The organism is Candidatus Hydrogenedentota bacterium (genome assembly GCA_035416745.1).
Classification (GTDB): Bacteria; Hydrogenedentota; Hydrogenedentia; order Hydrogenedentales; family SLHB01; genus UBA2224.
In genome coordinates this window covers 1-21,543 of sequence record DAOLNV010000076.1, presented here as the reverse complement: position 1 = coordinate 21,543, position 21,543 = coordinate 1, and the positions used below count along the sequence as shown (strand labels likewise).

The following is a 21,543-nucleotide window of genomic DNA, read 5'->3' as shown; positions in this document are numbered from 1 at the left end:
TGACTGGTGTGGAAGGACGGAAATGGTCGACCTTAATAAGCTGAAAAACCCGTTAGATTGGATACAGGCCCGCAAGGAAATCGAGTCTGCCGTCTTGAGACAATTCGGCAAACTCCCCAAGGAGCGGGCGGAACTGCAGTTGAAGGTTATGGACGAAGAATCGTTCTCCGGCTATGTCCGGAGACGCGTGAATTACTTCGTGACCGAGTGGGAGCGTATCACGGCGTGGCTGTTCTTGCCCGAGCGCAAGGACCCGGCCCCGGCGATCGTCTGCTGCCACAGTGAAACGCCCGAAGGCAAAGCCGAGCCGGCTGGTTTGGCGGGAGACCGTTTCCTGGCGTTTGCCCAGCACTATGCCGAACAAGGTTTCGCAACCATTGCCCCCGACTGCGTGACCACTGGAGAACGCGTCTCTCCGGGCAGGGACGCCTATGACACGACAAACTTCTACAAAGACTGGCCGAAAGCGTCCTTGCTCGGCAAGATGATGTGGGATTACACCTGTGCGCTCGAGGCATTGGCAGAGACCCCCGGGGTGGATGCGGCGCGCATGGGCATCATCGGTCATGGGCTGGGGGGAACCTGTGCGCTGCTTGTGGCGGCTCTTGACGAACGGGTACAGGTGTGCGTGGCAAGTTGCGGCTTCACCCGTTTCCAGGATGACAAGAAGCCGGGGCGCTGGGTGCAGGACGGCGAGTGCATGCTGCTGCCAAACCTCGAAGAAGCGGTGGCCACAAGGAACTATCCTTTCGATTGGGAACACATATTGGCTCTTGCGGCGCCCACGCCGACCCTGCTTATCACCGCGCTGAACGACGAGAAACTGTCCAACACGAAAAGCTGCCAGAAGGCTGCCGATGCCGCGCGAAACGTGTATCGCATGCTGGGCGCCGAGAATGCCATCGAGAACTGGACCCATGCGCGCGGCCGGTCTCTTACCGTCGAGGCGCTCGATGCGGCAGACGCCTGGTTCGAGCGCTGGATATAGAATCGCGAACCTCGAATAGCTGCTTTGACGAGGTCGCATCGTGACGCGAGTATTTCAATCTGCCAGTGAGGATTCGGGCACGTGGAACAGATCCCGGAGCACTCCACAAGAAACCGCCCTTTGGGTTCCAGCCCCTGTTCGTATATGCGTGGTGATTTCGGCGGTCACCGCCGTTCTGCAAATCGCTCTGTTGCGGTAATGCCGTATTGCCGGGAGATGCCTATTCGGGAATTTGTGGACGTTTTGGGTCGTTGTGGATGTTATGAGTTATTGCTGGCCGCTCGACGACAACATCCGGGCCCAGCTCGTTGCGGAAGACAGCGCAATACGTGACGTTTCTCTGAAAATCGGCGGCGAAATCATTTCGAATTTGTACTTGGTGTAGAAGCTATGACAAGAGGGCCGTTTGGGTCTGGAGCAAAATGGAGAAACGGGCATGACGCAGTTGCGTACGGTTAAGGATGGGTCTGGGCGTGTAATGAGAGCCGAGAGGGAGTGCAGCCTTGATCCCCGCATCGCGGCGCGCATAGAAGCGTTGATAAATGGCGTCGAACGGGTCATTTTTGGCAAGCGTGAGACGGTCAAGCTGTGTGTGACGGGGTTGCTGGCGCGCGGGCATATCCTGATCGAGGATGTTCCTGGAATCGGTAAGACCACGCTGGCTCAGGGGCTGGCGCGCTCCATAGACTGCAGGTTCAGCCGCATTCAGTTCACCAGCGACATGCTGCCCTCCGATATCCTTGGCGTTTCCGTGTTGAATCCGAAAACGCGGGAATTCGAGTTCCGGCCGGGCCCGATTTTTGCCGGTGTGGTGCTGGCAGACGAGATAAACCGCACGCCTCCAAAGAACCAGAGCGCCTTGCTCGAGGCGATGAGCGAGTTTCAGGTCTCGGTAGACGGCGTGACCAGGAACCTGCCGCAGCCGTTCATTGTCCTGGCCACTCAGAACCCCATCGAGTATGAGGGCACCTACCCCTTGCCGGAGTCCCAGCTTGACCGTTTCATGCTTCGGGTGGAAATTGGCTATCCGGGTAGCGAGGACGAGTTGCACATCATGCGACGGCGCGATCCCCGCGCCGAGATGGCGCGCCTCGAACCCGTGCTGTCAGCCGACGAAATCGTTGGCCTTCAGCAGCAAGTGGGAGACGTTCATGTGGACGACAGCGTGGCCAGTTACATGCTGGCCATCGTGCAAGGGACTCGGCAACACGAGCACATTCAGCTCGGGGCCAGTCCTCGAGCGGCCCAAGCGTTTTATGAAGCGAGCCAGGCCCATGCGCTCGTGGAAGGGCGCGACTACGTCACGCCCGACGACGTCAAGCAGATGGCCGTGCCGGCCCTGTCGCATCGCGTGCTCGTGCGCTCGCGAGAAGGGAACCTCGCTGCGGCGGCCCGGTCCCGCGCTCGGGCGGTGTTCGACGTGGTCAAGAACACGCCCATACCCCGGTGACTCCCATGAACCTGCGGATACGCGGCATCACATGGCATTTGCCCCGGGCGGGGCAAGTCTTCATCATTATAACCCTGATCGTGCTGCTGGCGGCATGGAACAGCGGGATGAACCTCCTCTACCTCCTCGTGGGGGCCCTGATAAGCTTCCTCTTGCTGTCCGTCTTCTTTTCGGCGCGCAATCTGCGGGGCTTGAACGTGATATGCGAAGCGCCGTCCGCGGTCCATCGCGGGGAAAGTGTCGGGATTACTGTGCGCGTCGAGAACCACAAGCCCTTTCTGCCCACCATCTCCCTTCACATCGAACTGGCTGAGCAGCCCGGGAATTCGGTGGGCTACATGGTGAAACTGCCTCCGCGGAAAGCGGGAGTCGTTCGCATCAACGCGCTGTTCTCGAAACGGGGCGTGTTTCCACCCCCTCCCATCAATCTGGTCACGACCTTTCCCTTCGGCCTTATCGAGACGCGGCTGCGGGTACACGATTCGGCGGAGGTCGTGGTGTATCCCCGCGTAAGGGCCGTTCGCCCGGCTGCCCTGGATGCCACGCGGCGCGTGGGCGACCTGCCCCGCCTCGCTCGCGGCATGGGCGACGACTTCTTCAGTTTGCGCGGATACCTCCCCGGCGACGATCTTCGGCATGTCGCCTGGCGCATTAGTGCCAAGACAGACGACCTAGTCGTCAAGGAGATGGCCCTCGAGACGTCACGTTGCGTGCTTTTTATATTTGATGCGCGCGCGAGGGAAGGGTTGCCGGACTTCGAAGAGCGGTTTGAAGAGGCCATCGAGATGATTGCTTCGTTGGGCGTCACGATGCTGAACCGTCAGTTCCTGGTGGGATTGATGACGGCGGGGGAACATTTGCCCGAGGACGAGGGGAAAACCCAGGCAACGCGGTTGCTGGAGACGCTGGCACGCCTCGAACCCGAACCCGCAACCATGTTGGATCCGTTCTCTCGCGTTGCCCTGCTCGACGAATCGCGCCGGGTGATTCACGTCTACATCTCCCCGGATCCGGGCCAGTGGGGCGAGCGAATCGGCTCGGCACACGTGATGCGGCCCGAGGAAGTGGTGTATGCGTAGGAGCGTTGACAGGCTATTGAGCGTCAGCACGGCGGCATTGCTCCTGTCGAGCTTTTTGGCGCTCGCCTCGGCCCCGACGCTCGGCGCGGATATCATGACCGTGGGGCTACTCCTGTTGGCGCTCTGGCCCCTGGGAGAATATATGGACGGCCGGTTTACGTGGTACCGATACGCCACAAACGGCGCCACCGCGCTGTTTTCGGTGTCACTTCCAATGTGGGTGGGCTTGTTCGGCCTTCTCACGGCTGTAATCATCCTGATCATTTTCATTCAGGCACACAAGCTCGCGCACCGGAAAGAGCGTAAGGACTTCTACCAGTTGTTTTTCATGTGTTTTCTGCTTGTGGTGGCGGCCTGCGGACTGGGTCCGGACGCCTCCATCGGCCTGGTCATGCTGTTTGCACTTGTCAGTGCGGTCTGGGCTCTCTTGGCCCTCCAGGTTCGCACGGAAATAAGTCAAGTGGGTCCGAGCGGCCTTGCCGATGTTATTCCCCTGTCAGAACGAGAGCCGGAAGCCGTGTCGCACTCCGCCCGGTTGCTGGACTGGGGGACGGTCCGCTCGGTCAGCGTGGTTTGTATCGCGTCGGTCGTGCTTACGGCAGGGTTCTTTTTCGGTACGCCGCGCATGGAAGCGGGAATTCTGGGACGCAGCAACCTGCTGGCCGCTGACGAGGCGGCCACGCAGACCGGGCTCAGCGATACCGTGGAAATTGGACAAGGGGGCCGCATCGCGGCCGATCACACCCCCGTGATGCGCGTCGAATTCCCTGACAATCCCGATGGCCGGTACGACGGCGCCCTATATTGGCGCAGCAACACCATGGACACCTTCACGGCGGGCGTGTGGGAACGCCTGGGCGGGCCCTACGGCATTCACGACGGGCGCCCGCGCGCGGTTCCGCTTGCCACAAACGACCCCTCAGCGGTGGCGCGGGAACCAACCGGGAAAGGTCAGCAGGTGCGCCAGTCGATCTATCTTGAGGATGTGCCGAGCGGAGGCCTGCCCTGCATGCCGTCGCCGCTGCGCCTCGAATGCGATGGCGCCACCGTAAACTGGGATCCCGTTCAAGATGGGCATTTCGTGCGGGTCGAACGCCGCAAATCCGCAACCATCAGCTATCAGGTAGTCTCGGAAATCGTGAATCCCACGCCCGAACAGCTCCGCGGCGCCAGGACGAATTACGACCGCGTGATTTCCGGCCGGGACTACTTTCTCCTGACACGCCATACCCTCGAGCAGCGTACGGTGCGCCTTGCCCAACAGCTTGCGGAAGGCCAGGATACGCCCTACGATAAGGCGCGCGCACTCGAAGCCTGGTTGGGGTCAGACGCTTTTTCTTACACGCTTGACACACCATCCCTGCCCAGGCACTCCCCAATTGATGCGTTCTTGTTCGAGGCCCGGCGGGGACACTGTGAACTGTTCGCGAGCGCTCTCGCCCTCATGTTGCGCAGTCTGGGCATACCTACACGGGTGGTATCAGGTTATCGCGGAGGGGAATGGAGCGAGACTGACCGGGCCTACATCGTCAGCCGGGATATGGCGCACCTGTGGGTCGAGGCCTATTTTCTCGATTACGGATGGGTCACGTTCGACCCGTCTCCTCAATCCGGCAGCGGATTCGGATCGCTGTTGGAACGCGCGCAACTGGCTGTTTCCCGTTTGGGACTGCGATTGAGGATCGCCTGGTATAGTGGCGTCATCGGCTACAAGGGCGGGTTTAATTTGGGGCGTATCAAGGACTTGGGAGGGGGCTTTCTTACATGGGTTTTCACGCCATACACCGGTTTGCTGGATGACGGAGGCCCCATGGACAAGCGTCCCGGTTTCCTCTCGTTTCTTGCTCTCCCCGGGATGGTGGCCAGCGTGGTCCTCGCACTGGTGTACGTACGACTCAAGCGAAAATCCCCCAGAAGCTCCAATGTCCTTACCGACACGCAGAAGAGGGCGGTTCATCTCCTCGCGCGTGTTAACAGGCTCCTTAAACGCCGCGGCATCGACTCGAGAGGAAAGACAGCCGGGGAGTTGCTCCTGGCGGCGCGCAACGCACACCTCGAGGAATCCGGACCGCTGACTGAGGCGCTGCACACGTATAACGAGGCCCGGTTCGGGAAACGTCCGCTCGACAAGGTGCGGCTGAAACAACTGATGAAAGGCATTCGCGCCGTGCGTTGAGGAGGCGGCGACCGACCAGAGGACGCGTTTCTAACGTCCAAGCAGCAACGCTATCGAATTGGCGTCCCACAGCGCCACGGCAATGTCTTTGAGGCCGTCCGCGTCAAAGTCCTCGACACATAGCGCGCGGGGTTTGCCAGTCTTGCCGCCCGATTCAAACTCGTAGGCGCTTTTTGAAAACGCCTGCGGGATCGCTTTGTCCGCCGACGTGTTCGTGAGCACGAACACGCGGCCGGAAGCAAAGCAGGCCAATGCCATGTCGAGCCGGCCGTCCTGGTTGAAGTCGTCGAGCGCCAGATCGCGGATTTCGTGTTCGAGCACGCTCCGCGAGACGCCCAGCACGACCTCCTGGCAGACATCGAACTGGAAACCCCCGGTCCCATAGTAAATGGCGACCGAATCGTAGGTGTGGCAATCGGACACCACGAGGTCAAGTTTGCCGTCGTTATTCACATCGGCAACGCGCACCTTGTGAGGCAGCGCGCCGCGGCTCAGAAAGCGATCGGCCTCTTCGAAGTTTCCCTGGCCGTCGCCTTTCCAAAGCACGATTTCTCCTGTGGCATACATGACCGTCACAAGATCGGCCGCGCCATCGCCGTCGAGATCGGCTGCCTGAATGTCGCGGGGACCGCCCGGCGCCGCAATAAAGCGCGGCTCTTCAAAGTAGGCGGTTGCATGGCCGGGAAAATAGACTAAAACGTCGCTTGACCAGCCTGTAGCGATTACGTCCCGGTATTCGTCCCGGTTGAAGTCGCGCACAACCATGGAAGTGAGCCCCGGTTTTGTGAAAATGGGCTGCTCATCCGCGTCCCGATTGCGCAGGTATTGGAGACGGTCGAGCGGCACGCTGAAACTTACCGGTTCGAAGAGGAGATCGCCGATGTTGCGAAACAAAGTCAGGTCGCGCGACTCGCTTCGCCGCTCGACGGTGTGAAAACTCCCCACCAGAATATCGAGAGCGGGCAACGCGTCGATATTGGCGATCGCCAGGCAATAGGGGCCGAATCCGGTTATCAGGGGAACCTGTTTTTCGTATTCAAGCGGTTTTGAGGCAGCCAAGACCGACAATTCGTTGTTGGCGGGCCGTTCGCTTCGAGGGTCCGTCAATGCGCCGGTATCAGCCGAAATGATCTCGGGCAGACCGTTGCCATTAAGATCGACGGCAGCAATGGCCGACGGATTCGGGCCGACGGGGAACCACACCTTGTGCTGCCGGAATCCCTCGGCTGATGCCAGTGAAACGCAGACGACGCAGTATAAGGCGAGCGTGAATACGCGCCGTGACGTATCAATCATGCGGATGCTCCTCCGAGGAAACCAGCTCGACCGCGAGACGAATCGCCGCCCAGAGGCTGTCGGCCCGCGCTTCTCCTGTCCCCGCGATGTCGTATGCGGTCCCGTGATCCACCGACGTGCGCACGATGGGAATTCCGAGGGTGACATTGACGCCCTGGTCCATGGCGATCAGTTTTACCGGAATATGGCCCTGGTCGTGATACATGGCTATGACGAGGTCAAATTCTCCCTCAACCATACGCTTGAACACCGTATCGGGCGGATATGGCCCTACGCAATCGATACCTTCTTTCCTGCACAATTCAATGGCCGGCAGAATCTCGGTGATTTCCTCGCGGCCCAGCATGCCGGCTTCGCCGGCGTGGGGATTCAAACCGGCTACGGCGATGCGCCGCCGCTGAAGCTCAAGGCGGCCGAGCGCAGCGTGTGCAACCCGAATCGAGTGAACAATGCGGTCTTTCGTTACCTGCCGAACCGCTTCCAGCAACGAGCAATGTGAGGTGATGTGAACGACCCGGATATCGCCGGCAAACAAACACATGCGGCAATCGGGCGAAGCGGTAAGCTCCGCCAGGATTTGTGTATGGCCCACGTAATGATACCCCGCAGCCTGAATTCCCTCCTTGTTGACCGGGCATGTCACGATGCCGTCGACCTGGCCGGACTGCGCGCACGCGATCGCTTTTTTTAACCACTCGACGGCGCAGCGGCTGGCCCCAGCCTCGAGAACGCCGGGATTCCACGCGGGCGCTCGATACCCCCAGTCAATCACCGGTATTGCGTCCGCGCATTGACCACGGGGGGGCACGTCCGGCACTTCCCGAAGACAAAGCTCAACTGAAACAACGGCGCTTGCCTTGCGCAATACGTCCGCACTGCCGAAAACGACGGGCTCGCACAGCTCCATCAGCTCCGGCCGCGCAAGGAGTTTCGCAAGGATTTCCGGTCCCACCCCGTTCGTGTCACCCATGGTTATCGCCAAACGCGGCCTCCTGCTTACCGTGCGGGAGCCGGAGCGCGTTCCGCTATTTGCTCTACCAGTCACGTTATCGGTCTCCATCCAGGCCCAATACGCCCCGAAACGTACCACAGTGACCCCGGAGCATACAATCCATTTTCTGTTTTCTCCCTTTGTGCCCCTGTGGGGCCGTATGAGCGAGAATAGGCTCACGCGAAGACCCCGGATAACACAGCGCGGCATGGGCCCAAACAAAAACGACGGGGCTTTGACGGCTCTTTGATCTGCGTGCTATAAGCATGGACGAGTCCGATGGCTTTTTCGAGAGGAGCCTTTGAGAAATGCGTCTCCCGAGAACGGGGGTTTTCTCCATGGTGGCGGCGGCGTGTGCAGCAATGCTGCTGGCCGGGTGTTCCTTGTCTTCGGGGCGAATGATCGCACTTAAGGACCTGCCGCTGGAACGCCCCGCATTGGACCTCGAATGGCGCAACGCCTGGCGTGTGCCGGCAGGGTCCGGCCTGACGCTGAACCTCGGAGCCGCGCCTGAAGGGGCGATCTGCCGCGTGGGACTGCTTGACGGCGGCGAGGGGAGCCCAATCCAGGCTGCGGTATTTGTGGATGACGAGGCCGTCACGTCGTTTGCCACGTCGGGCGGTCATACGTGGCACGATGAGCGGGTTGCATTGCCTCATGCCGGGTCGTCGTGCCGGCTGGTATTGAGCGCAACTGCTGATTTCTGGATCTCGCATGCGGAAGTGTTCGTGCCGGACGCGGCGTCGCCCGCGGTGTTGATATTCCTGATCGATGCCTTGCGCCAAGACCATTTGGGGTGCTACGGGTATCCCCTGGACACGTCCCCCAACATCGACGCGTTTGCAAAAGATGCGGTAAGGCTTAGGGGTGTCACGCCGTCGACCTCATGGACGCGGGCGAGTGTTGCGACGCTGTTCACCTCGACCTATCCGAGTGTTCACGGGGCGGAGGATCGTCCCGATATGCTCCGCGAAAACCTTCCATCTTTGGCGGTGCAACTCGGGCTGGGGGGCCTGGAGACTCACTGCTTCATGACCAACCGGAACTGCATTCCGGTGTGGGGCTTTGGTAATGACTTTCACCGTTTCCGCGACGCTGACACCGAGCACTGGGTAAGCTCGGACGACGCCGCTGTGGTCGACTTGACCATCGACACCGTCCAGGACGTCACTGGCCGGCCGTGGTATGCGTATGTGCATACGATGGGGCCGCACGAGCCGTACGCCCCCCCCGAACCGTTCAAAGAACGGTTTGACCGTGCGCTTTATGCGGAACGCGATGAAAACCCGGCCCATCGGGAGGCCCTCGCGCTCTACGACGGGGAGATCGCCTACACGGATTCGCAATTCGGCCGGCTGATCGCCGTGATGAAAGAGCAAGGCCTGTATGATAATGCCCTGATCATTGTGATGGCCGACCATGGCGAGGAATTCTGGGACCACGGCGGCACGGGGCACGGGAAAACGCTCTATGAGGAGCAGCTCCGGATTCCGTTTTTGGTCAAGCTGCCCGGAAATGCCTGCGCAGGCGAGGTGCGGGACGGTCTGGCCGAGATGGTGGATGTCGCTCCAACCGTTGTCGAGGCGTTCGGATTCGAGCAAGACCCGCGGTTTCAGGGTGTCTCCATGCTGGGGCTGCTCCGCGGGGACGCTTCAGGCAAGGCCATGGCCTGCGCTTCGCTGTCATTGGAAAATGCGCTGCAGCGGGCGGCGAAGTCACAGGCCTACAAGTATATTGACGATATCGTCGCGAAGCGCGTGTCGTGGTTCGATCTGGCCGCGGACCCCGGCGAGACGGCGCCGCTCGATGCCGCTCCGGAGAAAGCGCCGCCGTTGTCCCAATACGCGTTGAGCATGGCTATGCGCGGCGCGGCGGGACTGCATGTCCTGGTAATTCACGATACCGCCATGGCACGCCGCGTGACGGGGACCATTCGCGCGGCAACCGCTGAATCCTTCGAACTGCGCTATCCGCCGGCGTTACAACAGGCCGCACTGGCCAACGGCACGTTCGAGTTCTCGCTGACCATGCCTGCGCAGAGTCCGGAGGCCACTGTGCCGCCGAGTTGGGAAAAGGTGACGAAGGTGGACCCGTTCCAGAACTTCTGGTTCGCGGAGCGCGAGGCCTTGTCCGATTCCGCACACGTGATTCTCCGGATCGCCCCGGGCGATGCCATCCGGCTGACAATCCAGGCGGACGGAGAGCCGATCCCGCCGGAGCGGGTCCATGTGGGCGCGCAGGCGGAACATGTTGCCCTCGAGAATCTCGAGCGGCGCGCGGAATCCTTCGCGGCCGGGCCGGGAGCGTTTGACGCGTCCACGCTTTCTCGAGAATTTGGCGTGTATGTGTGGTATGTGCCGCCTATTTCGACGTTGAACGACCAGGATTTGCCCCCGGAGCTCCGGGAAGCGCTGCACGACCTCGGGTATTGACGGCCGTGTCCAGCCAGGTGGAGGCGCACAGGAAGTGAGACGTGCCGGAGTGATTCCATGACTTGGCATAAGGTCACAGCCGCTGAAATTTGCTTTCAGGGCCTGTTGCTCCTCGTGTTGCTGGTCATATTGTTCCCCGCTGTGTTTCTGCGCGGGGAGATGAGTCTCCCGGGAAGCATTCTTCTGCAGAGTCCTCCGTGGAACCAGTATTACCAAGGGTCTCCCCCAAAGAACTGGCTTACCCAGGAAACCTTACTCCAGGGGGCGTTATGGCACCGGTTGACAACGGAGATGCTCAAGGACGGCGAGTGGCCGTTGTGGAATCCCCTCCAACTCGGCGGGATGCCCTTGCTGGCCAACAGCCAGAACGCCGTTCTGTATCCGCCGCGCCTTATTCATCTGGTTACCGATCCCTATGTAGCGACGACCGTTTACATCCTGTTGAACCTCTGGCTGTGCGGATTCACGGCTTATCTCCTGGGAAGAGGCATTGGGTTGAGCGCCGGGCCGGCCCAGTTTCTGTCGGTGGGGTGGATGTTGTGTGCGTACAATCAGTACTGGGCATACTGGCCGCCTCTGGAGGTAAGCCCCTGGGCCCCCGTTGTGCTGCTCGGCGCCGAGTGGATTCTGGCCGGGCGTTGCCGGAAAGGCTTCTTCACCCTCGTCCTGGGGAGCACGCTGTTGCTGCTTGCGGGACATCCCGAGACGGCCTTTGGACAGGGTTTCGGTGTGGGCGTCTATTTCCTGTTGCGGCTTCTTGTGCTGTGCCGGAACCGCGTTGGCGTGTGGCGTCCTGTTGCGGTGGGCGGGGCAGCGTGGAGCATGGCTCTGCTGGTGTGCGCCATAGCGCTGTTGCCCCTGCTCGAGTACTTGCCCGAGAGCGAGCAGTTTGTCAGCCGTCCGGGAAAAGCCGTGGCCGTCGAGTTCGCCCCGCCGCTGTCGTATCTTTCGCTCTGGGTGCCAAGATTCTTTGGGGCGCCATCCGATAACAATTATTGGGAAAATCCCTCCGCGAATTTCGTCAGTACACTTTACCTTGGGCTGGCGGCATGGGTTGGGCTCGGGCTGTTATTCACGCGGCAGTCTTGTTCGGCGAGCCGGGTCCGGACGGTCTGCCTGGCTATCGCGGCCGCGTTCTGCACGGCTATGGCCTTCCCGCTGCCATTCATGCGCTGGATACAGGAACTGCCCGTCTTGAACAGCATGTGGCGGTTTTATTATCTCCCCTTCGGGCTATTGGCGGCATTGGTGCTGGCGTCTGCGGGCATCCGCCAATGGTTTGGCAAACAACGGCAGATGAAAGAACTGCAGCGTCCAGCGCTGTTTCTCGCGGCCGTTTTCGGGGTCGTACTGGTGACAGCCTATTGTCAGCTGGACGCGCTGTTCACAAACGGGGTGTTCGCATACGTCCTCATCCAGATTGCCACGGCGGCCGGAATCGCCCTGCTGTGCCTGCTTGTGCTCGGCCTGTCCACGAGGCGGCCTTTCGTACGGCGTGCGGGGCCTTATGTGCTCGTGGTAATACTGGCCGCGGACCTCTTGTACGCGGCGCGCGACCTGCGCCCGACCTGTCCCCGCGAGCAGTTGTTCTTCGATACGGCCCTTACGGAATACCTGCGCGCTCTCCCGCAGCCGTCGCGGGTCCGGGCGAGTACGGCCGGCATCATGCCCGGGCTTCTGCAGCATTACGGCATCGAACAATGGAACGGCTACGACGGCATCATGCCGTACCGCTCGCGGGCGTTCTTCGCCCGGACGTACGAAAGCGGCGCATGGTGGCGGATACATCCAATCATCGGCATCGGCTGCTACCTCTTCCCGAAAGACATCGAGGAACATCCCGAATTCTACGGGCATCTCGAGCGCGTTGGGATTATCGACGACCTGCTGGTGATGCGCGATAACCGAGCCCTGCCGCGGGCCTTCCTTGTGGGCGGCCTGAGCCCGGTCGAAAGTGAAGACGCCTTGTTTAAAAGGTTGGCCGATTTGAACTTTGACCCCCTTCGCGAAGTCCTCACCGAAAGCCCCCCTCCGACGCCCTGGCCGCGGAATCATCCCGAAGCGCCCGGGACCGCAACGGTGCGAATCCACAAGCCAAACCGGGTTGTGGCCGATACTGATGCCACAGCGCCCTGCGTGCTGGTGCTCTCGGATACCTTCTTCCCCGGGTGGACCGCCCGTGTCGACGGTGTGAGGACACCTATCTTCCCCGCCTATTTCGCGTTTCGCGGCGTGACCATCCCCGCCGGAAAACATGTTGTTGAATTTGCCTATGAGCCGGCCTCGTTCAGGATTGGGCTAGGCATCTCCTGGGCCGCATTGTTCCTCGGGGCACTCGCTGCGCTGCGGTTCTTGTGGAATACCCGCCGGGCAGGAAGCCCATCAGGAGTCTGAGAGTTCGGGGTACGTGAGCCACCCGTGAGCTGACTCGGTTCTCTCAGGGCGGAAAAATTTTCCCGATTTCGATTGCGGAACGTGAGTATCCATGATACACTGACCATTAGTTTATTGACACCACTCCAAGACGGGCCAATATCTTGGACTTTATGGATATGTGCCCTGTACATGCGGGGACGGAAGAGGGGAATTCCGGGATCACAAGAGGAGGAAGGTGGTGACCGACAAACCTTCCGAGAACCGAGATGAGCGCGGCACCAGCCCTTTGGGCGAGATGATCGCGCCGTTAGAGGAGGGACCCGTTACCCCTGCCAGGGACATTCCTCCCGCCGCGGAGCCGCCGGAACCCCATACGTTCGTCTCTGAAGGGGACACGCTTGAGGTCTCTGAACCAGCAGGTTCGGGCGCCGTCTCCTCCAAACCGTCCGACTCGTCTGACATGGACGAAATCATCGCTTCCCTGGTGGGGGAGCAGGACGACCTAAGCATCGAGATAAGCGCATTGGAGGGAACGTCCGTCGAACCCCAGCAAGAAGTCTCGCAACCGGACCAGCCGGAAGAAAAGAAAGTGCCGCAGGTATTTTCCAGGGACAGCCTGGATGCCCTTCTGGCAGAGATACCCGTATCCGAGGTAACCCAAGAGAGCAAAGAAAGTCTTTTGCAGGAAAGTCCTGTGGGGAGCCTTGCTGAAGCCGCTCAGAGTGAGACAGGCGAGTTGAGCGAACACTTGCCGGGCGGCGTTGTGGTCCAGCGGACGCCAGCACCGCAAGATGCCGCGGACCAGGCAGAGCCGGGCTTTGTGCTTGAGCAGATAGACAAGAGCTTCGCGGAACAAGGGGACGGTCCGGGAGCCAGAGCCGGGGACGAGTGGGAATCCCTTGTCGACGGTTTCCGCCCGGAAACGGAAACGCCCTCGGACGTGGCGACCGCGCCCGGAGCTGTCGGGCAGACCGTGCCACTGGTCACGGAAGAAGAACTGAACCGTGTGCTTGCAGGCGAAGACAGCGAACAGCCCCTCGACCATCAGACGCTTGACGCCGTTCTTCCCGAGGCTCGAGGGGGCGCGACCGGCGACATGGACATGCCGTTAGCTGCTTCCTCCGAACAACCTGCTGAGACGCTCACACCGCCTTCCGTGGAAGAAGATATCGCGCAACCCCGCGAATTAAGTGCTGTTCCGTGGGCAGACGCGGACAAGGTCGATGAGGGAGGGCACGATGTCGGTTCGGAAAACCTCGCTGCGGCCGGGACGGTTCAGCAGCGGCCAGATACGGACGAAGCCGCCCAGGCGGCGATCAACGCGCTCCTGAACCGCCCCGCGAGCCCGCCGGAGAAGGCCGCGCCCGAGAAGGTCAAGGCGGCTGGGATAGTCCCGGAATCCGGGCCAGCGGCTTTGCCGGTTCCCGAAACGCGCAGACGCACGAGGCGACGTGTGCTGCCGCGTGTGCCGCCTTCCTTGCTGGCTAAAGCGGGGTTGTCTTTGGCCGCTGGCTTGGTTTTTGGGGCGACGGCCTATGTTCTTCTGTCGAATTACCAGACGCAGGTTCCCGATTTGGAGGTGCCGGACGTCTCGAAGACACATGGGCTCCAGCAGACTATCGAGAACGCCAACGGCTTGATGAAATCGGGGGACTACGCGGGGGCGCGCCGGGTGCTCGAAGGTCCGGCGCGCGAAGCGCCGCCGAGCCCTTTGCGCACCCAAGTGGAGTTGATGCGCATCGAGGCGGCTTATCGTTCATTAGGACCGAACGCTACTCAGTTTGACATCGAGCTTGTCAACAGCTATATCGACACGTTCCTGGCGAATTCACACACCCATCCGGAAGCGCCCAAAGTCCTACAGTGGAAGGCAGACCTGTACGAGCGGGTGGGGATCCCCCTTGCCGCGTACGACATCTACGCCCAAATCCTGTCGGATTACCAAGCCCTGCCAGATAAACCGGCGCTGCTTCTGCGGGCCGGCCGTCTCGCACTGGGGGCAGAGCGGTATCAGAAGGCTGCTGAACACTTGGAACAGCTCGTGAGGGAGTATCCGGAGGCGAAGCAGGCCGCGGAGGGCAAGATCCTCCTCGGTGAAGCCTTGGCGCGTTTGGGCAGGCAGGACGAGGGAGAAGCGCTGCTCATCCAGGTTGCCGAGGCAAACAAGCACACGGTTTGGGGCGCCCAAGCCTGTGCCGCCTTGGGGCGCATGGCCTTGGACCGGGGCGATTATCCGGCGGCTATCGAGCTGCTCAGGCGGCGCCTGCAATCGGGCACTACCAGCGAGGGGAACGACAACATCCTGTTGATGCTTGCGGGCGCCTACCGGGCCACGAATCAGATGCAGGAGGCGCAAGATGCCCTCAGGGACATTATCCGCTTTTTCCCGGAGAGCGGGTCCGCCTCGCAAGCGTATATCGAACTTACGGAAGTTCTGGACCTGCTGGGACGCCGCGACGATGCCCTGAGAATCGCTTCAGAAGCGGCGCACGAACATCCCAAAGACCCAAAAGTTCTGCTTCAGTATGCCAGAATGCGTGAACTCACCGGCGACAGCCGCGGGGCGGCGGAAGTACTTCTGGGTGCTGAGGAAACCAGCTTGAGCACTCCGGAAAGCCTCCTCATGGCGGGCAATCAGTTCTTGAAAGCCGGCTATCCCGGTGACGCTAGAGATGCGTTCGAGCGTCTGGCGTCCAAGTTTCCAGGAACGCCGCAGGCGGTTGCAGGGAAGGTGGCCCTGGCCCGGATCGCGCTCGATAACAACGAGGCAAGCCGCGCCCTGCACACGCTCGAAGAAATGGCTGTGGTAACCGCAAATACGCCGCAGGAAACCGAGGTCCTCCTTGCGCTGGGAGACATGTACCAGGAACTCGGGCTGCCGAAGCGCGCGGCGGATGCATACCGCACGGCCGCGTCGAGGTCCTCCGATCCGGAAGTCTTGGCGAAGGCAGCGATGGCGCTGTATGCCGCCGGCGCCTGGCCCGAGGGCAACGAGGTCTCCCAACGGTTGGATATCCGTAGCCTCACGGCGCCAACGGCATACAATTTCCTCCTGGAGTACGGGCATGCCATGTTGCGCTCTGACTCGCGCCGCGCCCTCGAACTGATGGAGCAGGCACATGCTGACTACGCAGAGCAGCGGACGGTCCCCCAGACCCGGCGGCTGCTCGAAACCTGTCTGGCACTCGATCAGCCCGCCAAGGCGCTGACGCTCGTGGAAGAGTTGTCCTTGAAGGTGGAACCGGCATCGGCGGAGGCGTTCCGCGAGATTGCCATCGCCTGCGGCGACTACGCCATCCATCACGAAGACTACGCTACGGCGGCCGCGGCATATGAAAAAGCAGTCGAGGCTAAGGGCCAGGAAACGCAGAACGTGTACTGGGCCAGGCTGCAACTGGCCAATGCCCTGTACGCGCTGGGCAAGACGGAAGAAAGCCGGCTTCTGTTACAGTCCGTGGCGGCGTCGACATCATCTTGGGCTCCCGAAGCTAAACTGGAGCTCGATAATATGGACTTCCAAGGCCGTCTGAAGGGTGAACAAAAGCCTGCGGCAGAGACGGAAGGATAGGCAAATGGGGGAGCATTCCATCTCCGCACGGTTGGAAGACTGTTTCAATCGGCAGATCGAGCTGTTCAAGCGGATGGCCGCGGCCGGCGCCACGTTGCCGAAGGAGAGTGATGCTTCTGAGTGGGAACAGGCCCGGCAGCTCCAGGAAGGGTTTTCGCGCGAACTGAACGCCCTTGAACAAGAATTCCAACTCCTGAAACGCGAATGGGACCAATCGCCGGACATCAAACCCGCCGTGCGCGAGCAAATGCACGAGGCAGCGGCCTCCGTACGCAAGATGGCGGACGAAATCGCGCGTACAAAGACCAAGGATGCGGCGCACATTGCTCAACTCGCGCAAGAGGCCCGCGAACAGTGGGGAACGGTGCAACGGGGAAAGCGAATGTTGCGCAATCTCCGCGCGGGCGACCCGGGAGACGGAGGGTTCATCGACAGGAAAGCATGAGCAATCAACGCGATGCAGATATGAAGACGCTCGAGAGCGCCTTCGCGGAGTTCACCCGCACCACCGCCGTTATGGGCGAATGGTACCGCGCGCTGCAGACGCGCATCGAACAATTGGATAAGGCGCTCGAGGAAAAGAACCGCGAACTCGCGGTTGCCAACGACTATCTGAACTACATTCTCGAAAGTATGTCCGATGGCGTCATCGCTGTTGATACGGATGATCGCATCACGCGGTTCAACCGGGCGGCGTGCGAGGCCCTCGGATATGCGGCGGAAGACGTCGTGGGCCGGCGTTTTCAAGATGTGTTCCGCCGGGAATTCGCCGCGCCTCCCGGGGGGCGCCATCCGATGGAGTTCCGCGCCAGGGACGGCCGCACGTTTCCCGTGAGCGAACGGGATGCCCCCATCTCGGATCGCAATAACAAGCGTATCGGCACCGTGAAGGTATTTGAAGATCTCACCGAGGTTGAAGCGCTTCGCCAGCGGGTCCGCCAGAAAGACCGGCTGGCGGCCCTGGGCGAGATGGCTGCGACTGTTGCCCACGAGATCAGGAATCCGTTGGGAGGGTTGAAGGGCTACGCCGCGCTCCTGGCGCGCGACGTGGATGCCGAAGATTCCCGCGCGCGCCTGGTCTCGAAAGTTCTCGAGGGAGCAAATCAACTCGAATTGGTGGTGTCCGATCTCCTCGAGTATACGCGGCCCGTGCAACTCCAGCTCGAGCCGGTGAATTGCGCCGAGACGGTCGAGGCCGTCGTTCGGTATTTGGGCGACGTCCCCAAAGGCGTACGGCTGCGCCAGAGCGTGGGAGAAGGGCACTATGTGCTCGCCGATCGCCTGAAACTGCGCCAGGTACTGCTGAACATCCTGCAGAACGCCGTGCAAAGCATCGACGGTGAAGGCGAAGTGTCGGTCAGCTGTTCGGTGCAAGGGGGATGCGCCGTGCTGACCATCAGCGATACCGGCCGGGGTATCGCGCCCGAACTTATTGAAAAGGTGTTCTCGCCTTTCTATACCACCCGCGAGAAAGGTACGGGATTGGGATTGGCCGTCGCGGCGAAAATTGTCGAGGCGCATGGCGGGAAGCTGTGGGCCGACAGCGTCGAAGGCGAAGGGTCCCGGTTTCACGTGCGCCTGACAAGCGTTGGAAAGCCGTGACCCCCGCCAACGAACGGAAGGCACGAGGAGGTCCGGGCTTTGCCTTCGGGCCTTTCAGGAGCGTAATGCATGGCACGTTCGCAGATTCTGGTGATTGACGACGAACCGATCATGGGCGACTACGTTCAGGAGACGCTCACGCGCGCCGGTCACGATGTGGATGTCTGCACAAGCGGTCCGTCTGGCATCGAGCTTATGCGGAGCAAGTCCTATGACGTTCTCATCACCGACCTTCGCATGGAGCCTATGGACGGCATCCAGGTCCTCGAACAGGTGCGTAGCGAGAGTCCAGGCACGCACTGCATCATCATGACGGCTTACGGTACGGTCGAGACCGCGGTCGCCGCTCTGAAAAAGGGGGCGGCCGACTATGTGATGAAGCCGTTCACGCCGGACGAACTCGAACTGGCCGTGTCGCGGCTGCTCGAACGCGAGCGTCTGGCCCAGGAGAACCGCTATCTCCGTGCCGAATTGAACCAGCGCTACGATTTCGAATCGATGGTGGGGGAGAGCCCCGCCATGGCCAGCGTGTACGAGATCATCCGGCGCGTGGCCGACAGCCGGGCAACGGTGCTCATCCGGGGCGAAAGCGGGACCGGCAAAGAGCTGGTGGCCCGCGCGCTGCATTTCCGGAGCTGCCGGCGCGAAATGCCGTTCATCAAAGTCAACTGCGCTGCCTTGTCCGCGGGCTTGCTCGAAAGCGAGCTGTTTGGTCACGAAAAGGGCGCGTTTACCGGCGCACACGACCGGAAGCTCGGGCGATTTGAGCTCGCCCATACCGGCACGCTGCTGCTCGACGAAATCAGCGAGATCAGCACCGAATTGCAGCCCAAACTTCTCCGCGCCCTTCAGGAGCGCGAATTCGAACGTGTTGGAGGCAACAAACCGATCCAGGTAGACACCCGGATAGTGTGCACGACAAACCGGAACCTCGAACTGGCACTGGCTGACGGACGCCTCCGCGAAGACCTGTTTTTCCGGCTCAACGTGATTCCTGTCTATCTGCCGCCCTTGCGGGAACGGCGCGAGGATATCCCCGCTCTGATGGATTCGTTCCTGAAACGGTTTGCTCACGAAAATGCCCGGCAGATAGACGGTTTTGCGCCGGAAACCCGCCGCATGTTTCTTGAGTACGATTGGCCCGGCAACGTGCGCGAACTGCAAAACGCCGTGGAGCGCGCCGTCGTACTGTCCACGGAGAAGCTGCTGGGTCCCGAGCATTTCTCGCTGGGGCTCGCCGCGGCAATTGCGAAATCCGACGGGAACAACGTGAGTGTGCCGGTGGGCACCACTGTCTCCGACATGGAGAAAACGCTGATCCTGCGAACCCTCGAACGGTGCGGCAACAACCGCACGCGTGCCGCGGAAGTCCTGGGCATCAGCGTGCGTACCTTGCGAAATAAACTGAAGGAATACGCCGGGGGCGGGGCGGAGGATGGAATATAGCCGCCGTCACCGTCTCCACGCAGGGGCGCGTGCTCCCGCCCCAGGACTACGGCGCATCCTGAACGGAACTCGAACAGCCAAGCTGTACAGGTAGGCAGAATCCTCCATCCCAAGGGGATTTCCTTCCCCTGACGGCATTCCCTCCGGAGTCCATGTTCTGTGGTAACTAACTGTAAATTCATAATTTATGGGTTTTGCGGCGTATGGCATGAGGTTTGCTTTCCCTCCTGACGACGGAGAAGCTCTGGAAGAAAGGAGGGAATTCTTGGAGCCGTTTGCGGGTGTCGAGGCGGCCGAATTGCTGCACAACGCGATGCGTGTGGCGGCCACAAACCACCGCATCATCGCGAACAACATCGCGAACGCCGACACGCCCAACTACAATGCCGTGCGCATGGACTTCCAGGGAACCCTGAAAGCCGCCCTCGAGGGCCGGGACCGCGTCTCTCTTCGCAAGACCCAGGACCGGCACCTCGACAGCGTGCGGTATTTAGCAAAATTCGATAATCTTGCGGTTTCCTCAAAAAATGACTACAATAAAGTTGACTTGGAGGAGGAGATGGCAAGGCTTAGTAGCAATACAAGCGACTACACAACATATGGTAGTCTCCTTGTCAAGTACTATCAACAAGTCAAGAACATGTTGACAACGCTTCGCTGAGGATTGTGCGTGATGGCTTACGGCGCCATGTTGGATGGCATTTCAGCGACGGATATCGCGGTAAGCGGGCTGAAGACCCAGCGGACCCGGATGAACGTCATTGCGAATAACATTGCCAATGCCCTGACAACCCGTACGGCTCGGGGCGGCGCGTTTCGACGCCAATTGGCCATCGTTCGGGGAGAACAACTCCAGCCCGCCATCAATCCCGACAAGTTCGGGGTTAATGTGAAATCGATCAAGACAGACTATTCGCCTTTGCGCCAGGTCTACGAGCCGGGTCATCCGGACGCTGACGCCAATGGCTACGTGAATTACCCCAATGTCGACGTGTCGGTGGAGATGGTGAATCTTGTGGCGGCACAACGGGCGTATGACGCGAACGTCGCGGTGGTGGTGTCGGATAAACGAATGCGGCAGAAGGCTCTGGAGATCCTGCAGGCGTGACGCAGGTGTGCTACAATGCGAACCCGGAATACGTGCTCGCGCCGGAAAACAGGATAACGGGGTAAGAGATGGCTGACGAAAGCATGAGAATTGAGGGACTTGCCCCAAGACGGGTGGAGGGAGTTCTGCCCGAACTCCGCACGTCGCGTGCCGCGGCGGACACAACGGCGGCCAGTTCGTTCAAGGACGTCTTGGCGGACGCGGTCGGTGAAGTGCAACGGCTTCAAAACGAAGCGGATATGACCATCAAACAGGTGGTTGCCGGCGAGATCAAAGACGTCACCGACGCGATGATTGCCGTGGAAAAGGCGGATGTGGCTTTCCAGACATTGATGACCGTTCGTAACAAGATTGTGGCCGCGTACGAAGAGATTATGCGGACGCAGATTTAGCGGCGCGTTCCTCCTTCATGTGCAGCGAGGGAGGAAGGCATCGCGTTTGTTGACGGGATGTTGAGGGTATTGCGAGTGAGCGGTCTCCGTTATCTCGCGACGCCTTGTGGACGGCCGTGCGGCTCGTGCAGAGGGCCGGCCGCGGCAAGGCCACAAGGTCTTGGTCGAAGATGAAGGCAGCAGGCATGCCCAAGGGGGCTTGTCGAGACAAGCGCGAAGGTGACATTTGAATCCCAATCAACCGCTTGTGTCAGGGTGCGGACGCGACGGTTGACGCCCGGCATGAAAGGCGTCCGGGGACCTCCATTGTGCGGGGAGGGTCCTCCGAGGACGCGGAACCTCTTTTCCGAGAAGATGGCGCAAGGGGAGAACGGGGCATAGCAGGAAATTCGTCCGTGCGGCACTGCGCGGACGGGTCGCGAGTCCGCCATAGTGTTGGAAAGGTGAGGGACAGACCGTGTTGGATTTTTTACGCCAGCTCTTGACCGGAGTTCAGCGCACATGGCGCCGGCTTTCGCTGAGCGCCCGCATCAACATCGCACTATCGCTTGCAGCGACTGTCGCCATCATCGGGGTCCTGGTGGTATATGGCAGCAGGCCTCAATACGTGGTGCTCTATTCGGGGCTGGACCGGGAAGA

16 protein-coding genes are annotated in these 21,543 nt (G+C 60.8%); 14 read left to right on the top strand and 2 right to left on the bottom strand.

All coding sequences use genetic code 11. The annotated features are described in order from the left end of the window. The first annotated feature begins 22 nt into the window (after nt 1-22). From PLJ71_18130 to PLJ71_18115, 4 genes are all read left to right on the top strand, one after another. Nucleotides 23-988, top strand: coding sequence for a dienelactone hydrolase family protein (locus PLJ71_18130; GenBank protein HQM50611.1), 966 nt, complete (start codon nt 23-25; stop codon nt 986-988). Between the two features lie 436 nt (nt 989-1,424). Then, a complete protein-coding gene (locus PLJ71_18125) occupies nt 1,425-2,438 on the top strand; it encodes a MoxR family ATPase (protein HQM50610.1) in 1,014 nt (337 codons plus the stop codon). Between the two features lie 5 nt (nt 2,439-2,443). Then, complete coding sequence (locus PLJ71_18120) at nt 2,444-3,517, top strand: DUF58 domain-containing protein (protein ID HQM50609.1); 1,074 nt, start codon at nt 2,444-2,446, stop codon at nt 3,515-3,517. Beyond that, on the top strand, nt 3,510-5,693 hold the full coding sequence (locus tag PLJ71_18115) for a DUF3488 and transglutaminase-like domain-containing protein (GenBank protein HQM50608.1): 2,184 nt from the start codon (nt 3,510-3,512) through the stop codon (nt 5,691-5,693). The genes PLJ71_18120 and PLJ71_18115 overlap by 8 nt, the downstream gene beginning before the upstream one ends. Nucleotides 5,694-5,723: 30 nt before the next feature. On the opposite strand, the gene PLJ71_18110 is transcribed toward PLJ71_18115, so the two are convergent. Next, complete coding sequence (locus PLJ71_18110; protein ID HQM50607.1) at nt 5,724-6,989, bottom strand: VCBS repeat-containing protein; 1,266 nt, start codon at nt 6,987-6,989, stop codon at nt 5,724-5,726. After that, nucleotides 6,982-7,971, bottom strand: a complete 990-nt coding sequence (gene pdxA, locus PLJ71_18105) for a 4-hydroxythreonine-4-phosphate dehydrogenase PdxA (protein ID HQM50606.1) — start codon at nt 7,969-7,971, stop codon at nt 6,982-6,984. Before pdxA ends, PLJ71_18110 begins: the two co-directional genes overlap by 8 nt. A 317-nt stretch (nt 7,972-8,288) precedes the next feature. On the opposite strand from pdxA, the gene PLJ71_18100 reads away from it, so the two are divergent. The 10 genes from PLJ71_18100 to PLJ71_18055 form a co-directional block, all read left to right on the top strand. Next, nucleotides 8,289-10,412 carry a sulfatase gene (locus PLJ71_18100; GenBank protein HQM50605.1) on the top strand — a complete coding sequence of 708 codons (2,124 nt, stop codon included), beginning with the start codon at nt 8,289-8,291 and terminating at the stop codon, nt 10,410-10,412. A 57-nt stretch (nt 10,413-10,469) separates the two neighbouring features. Next, nucleotides 10,470-12,806: a YfhO family protein gene (locus tag PLJ71_18095; GenBank protein HQM50604.1), complete on the top strand. Its 2,337-nt coding sequence runs from the start codon at nt 10,470-10,472 to the stop codon at nt 12,804-12,806. A gap of 220 nt (nt 12,807-13,026) precedes the next feature. Next, nucleotides 13,027-16,356 (top strand): tetratricopeptide repeat protein, encoded by a 3,330-nt coding sequence (locus PLJ71_18090; GenBank protein ID HQM50603.1) that lies wholly within the window; start codon nt 13,027-13,029, stop codon nt 16,354-16,356. Nucleotides 16,357-16,360: 4 nt separating this feature from the next. Further along, on the top strand, nt 16,361-16,801 hold the full coding sequence (locus PLJ71_18085; protein HQM50602.1) for a hypothetical protein: 441 nt from the start codon (nt 16,361-16,363) through the stop codon (nt 16,799-16,801). After that, on the top strand, nt 16,798-17,958 hold the full coding sequence (locus PLJ71_18080; GenBank protein HQM50601.1) for an ATP-binding protein: 1,161 nt from the start codon (nt 16,798-16,800) through the stop codon (nt 17,956-17,958). Before PLJ71_18085 ends, PLJ71_18080 begins: the two co-directional genes overlap by 4 nt. 69 nt (nt 17,959-18,027) lie before the next feature. Next, nucleotides 18,028-19,404, top strand: a complete 1,377-nt coding sequence (locus tag PLJ71_18075) for a sigma-54 dependent transcriptional regulator (protein HQM50600.1) — start codon at nt 18,028-18,030, stop codon at nt 19,402-19,404. A 265-nt stretch (nt 19,405-19,669) separates the two neighbouring features. Beyond that, the gene (gene flgB / locus PLJ71_18070; protein ID HQM50599.1) at nt 19,670-20,065 is read left to right on the top strand and encodes a flagellar basal body rod protein FlgB; all 396 of its coding nucleotides are present in this window, start codon (nt 19,670-19,672) and stop codon (nt 20,063-20,065) included. Nucleotides 20,066-20,077: 12 nt separating this feature from the next. After that, nucleotides 20,078-20,512, top strand: coding sequence for a flagellar basal body rod protein FlgC (gene flgC, locus PLJ71_18065; protein HQM50598.1), 435 nt, complete (start codon nt 20,078-20,080; stop codon nt 20,510-20,512). 68 nt (nt 20,513-20,580) lie between these two features. Beyond that, nucleotides 20,581-20,904, top strand: coding sequence for a flagellar hook-basal body complex protein FliE (fliE, locus tag PLJ71_18060; GenBank protein ID HQM50597.1), 324 nt, complete (start codon nt 20,581-20,583; stop codon nt 20,902-20,904). Between the two features lie 457 nt (nt 20,905-21,361). After that, the coding region (locus tag PLJ71_18055; protein HQM50596.1) for a flagellar M-ring protein FliF at nt 21,362-21,543 on the top strand (182 nt) is incomplete at its 3' end.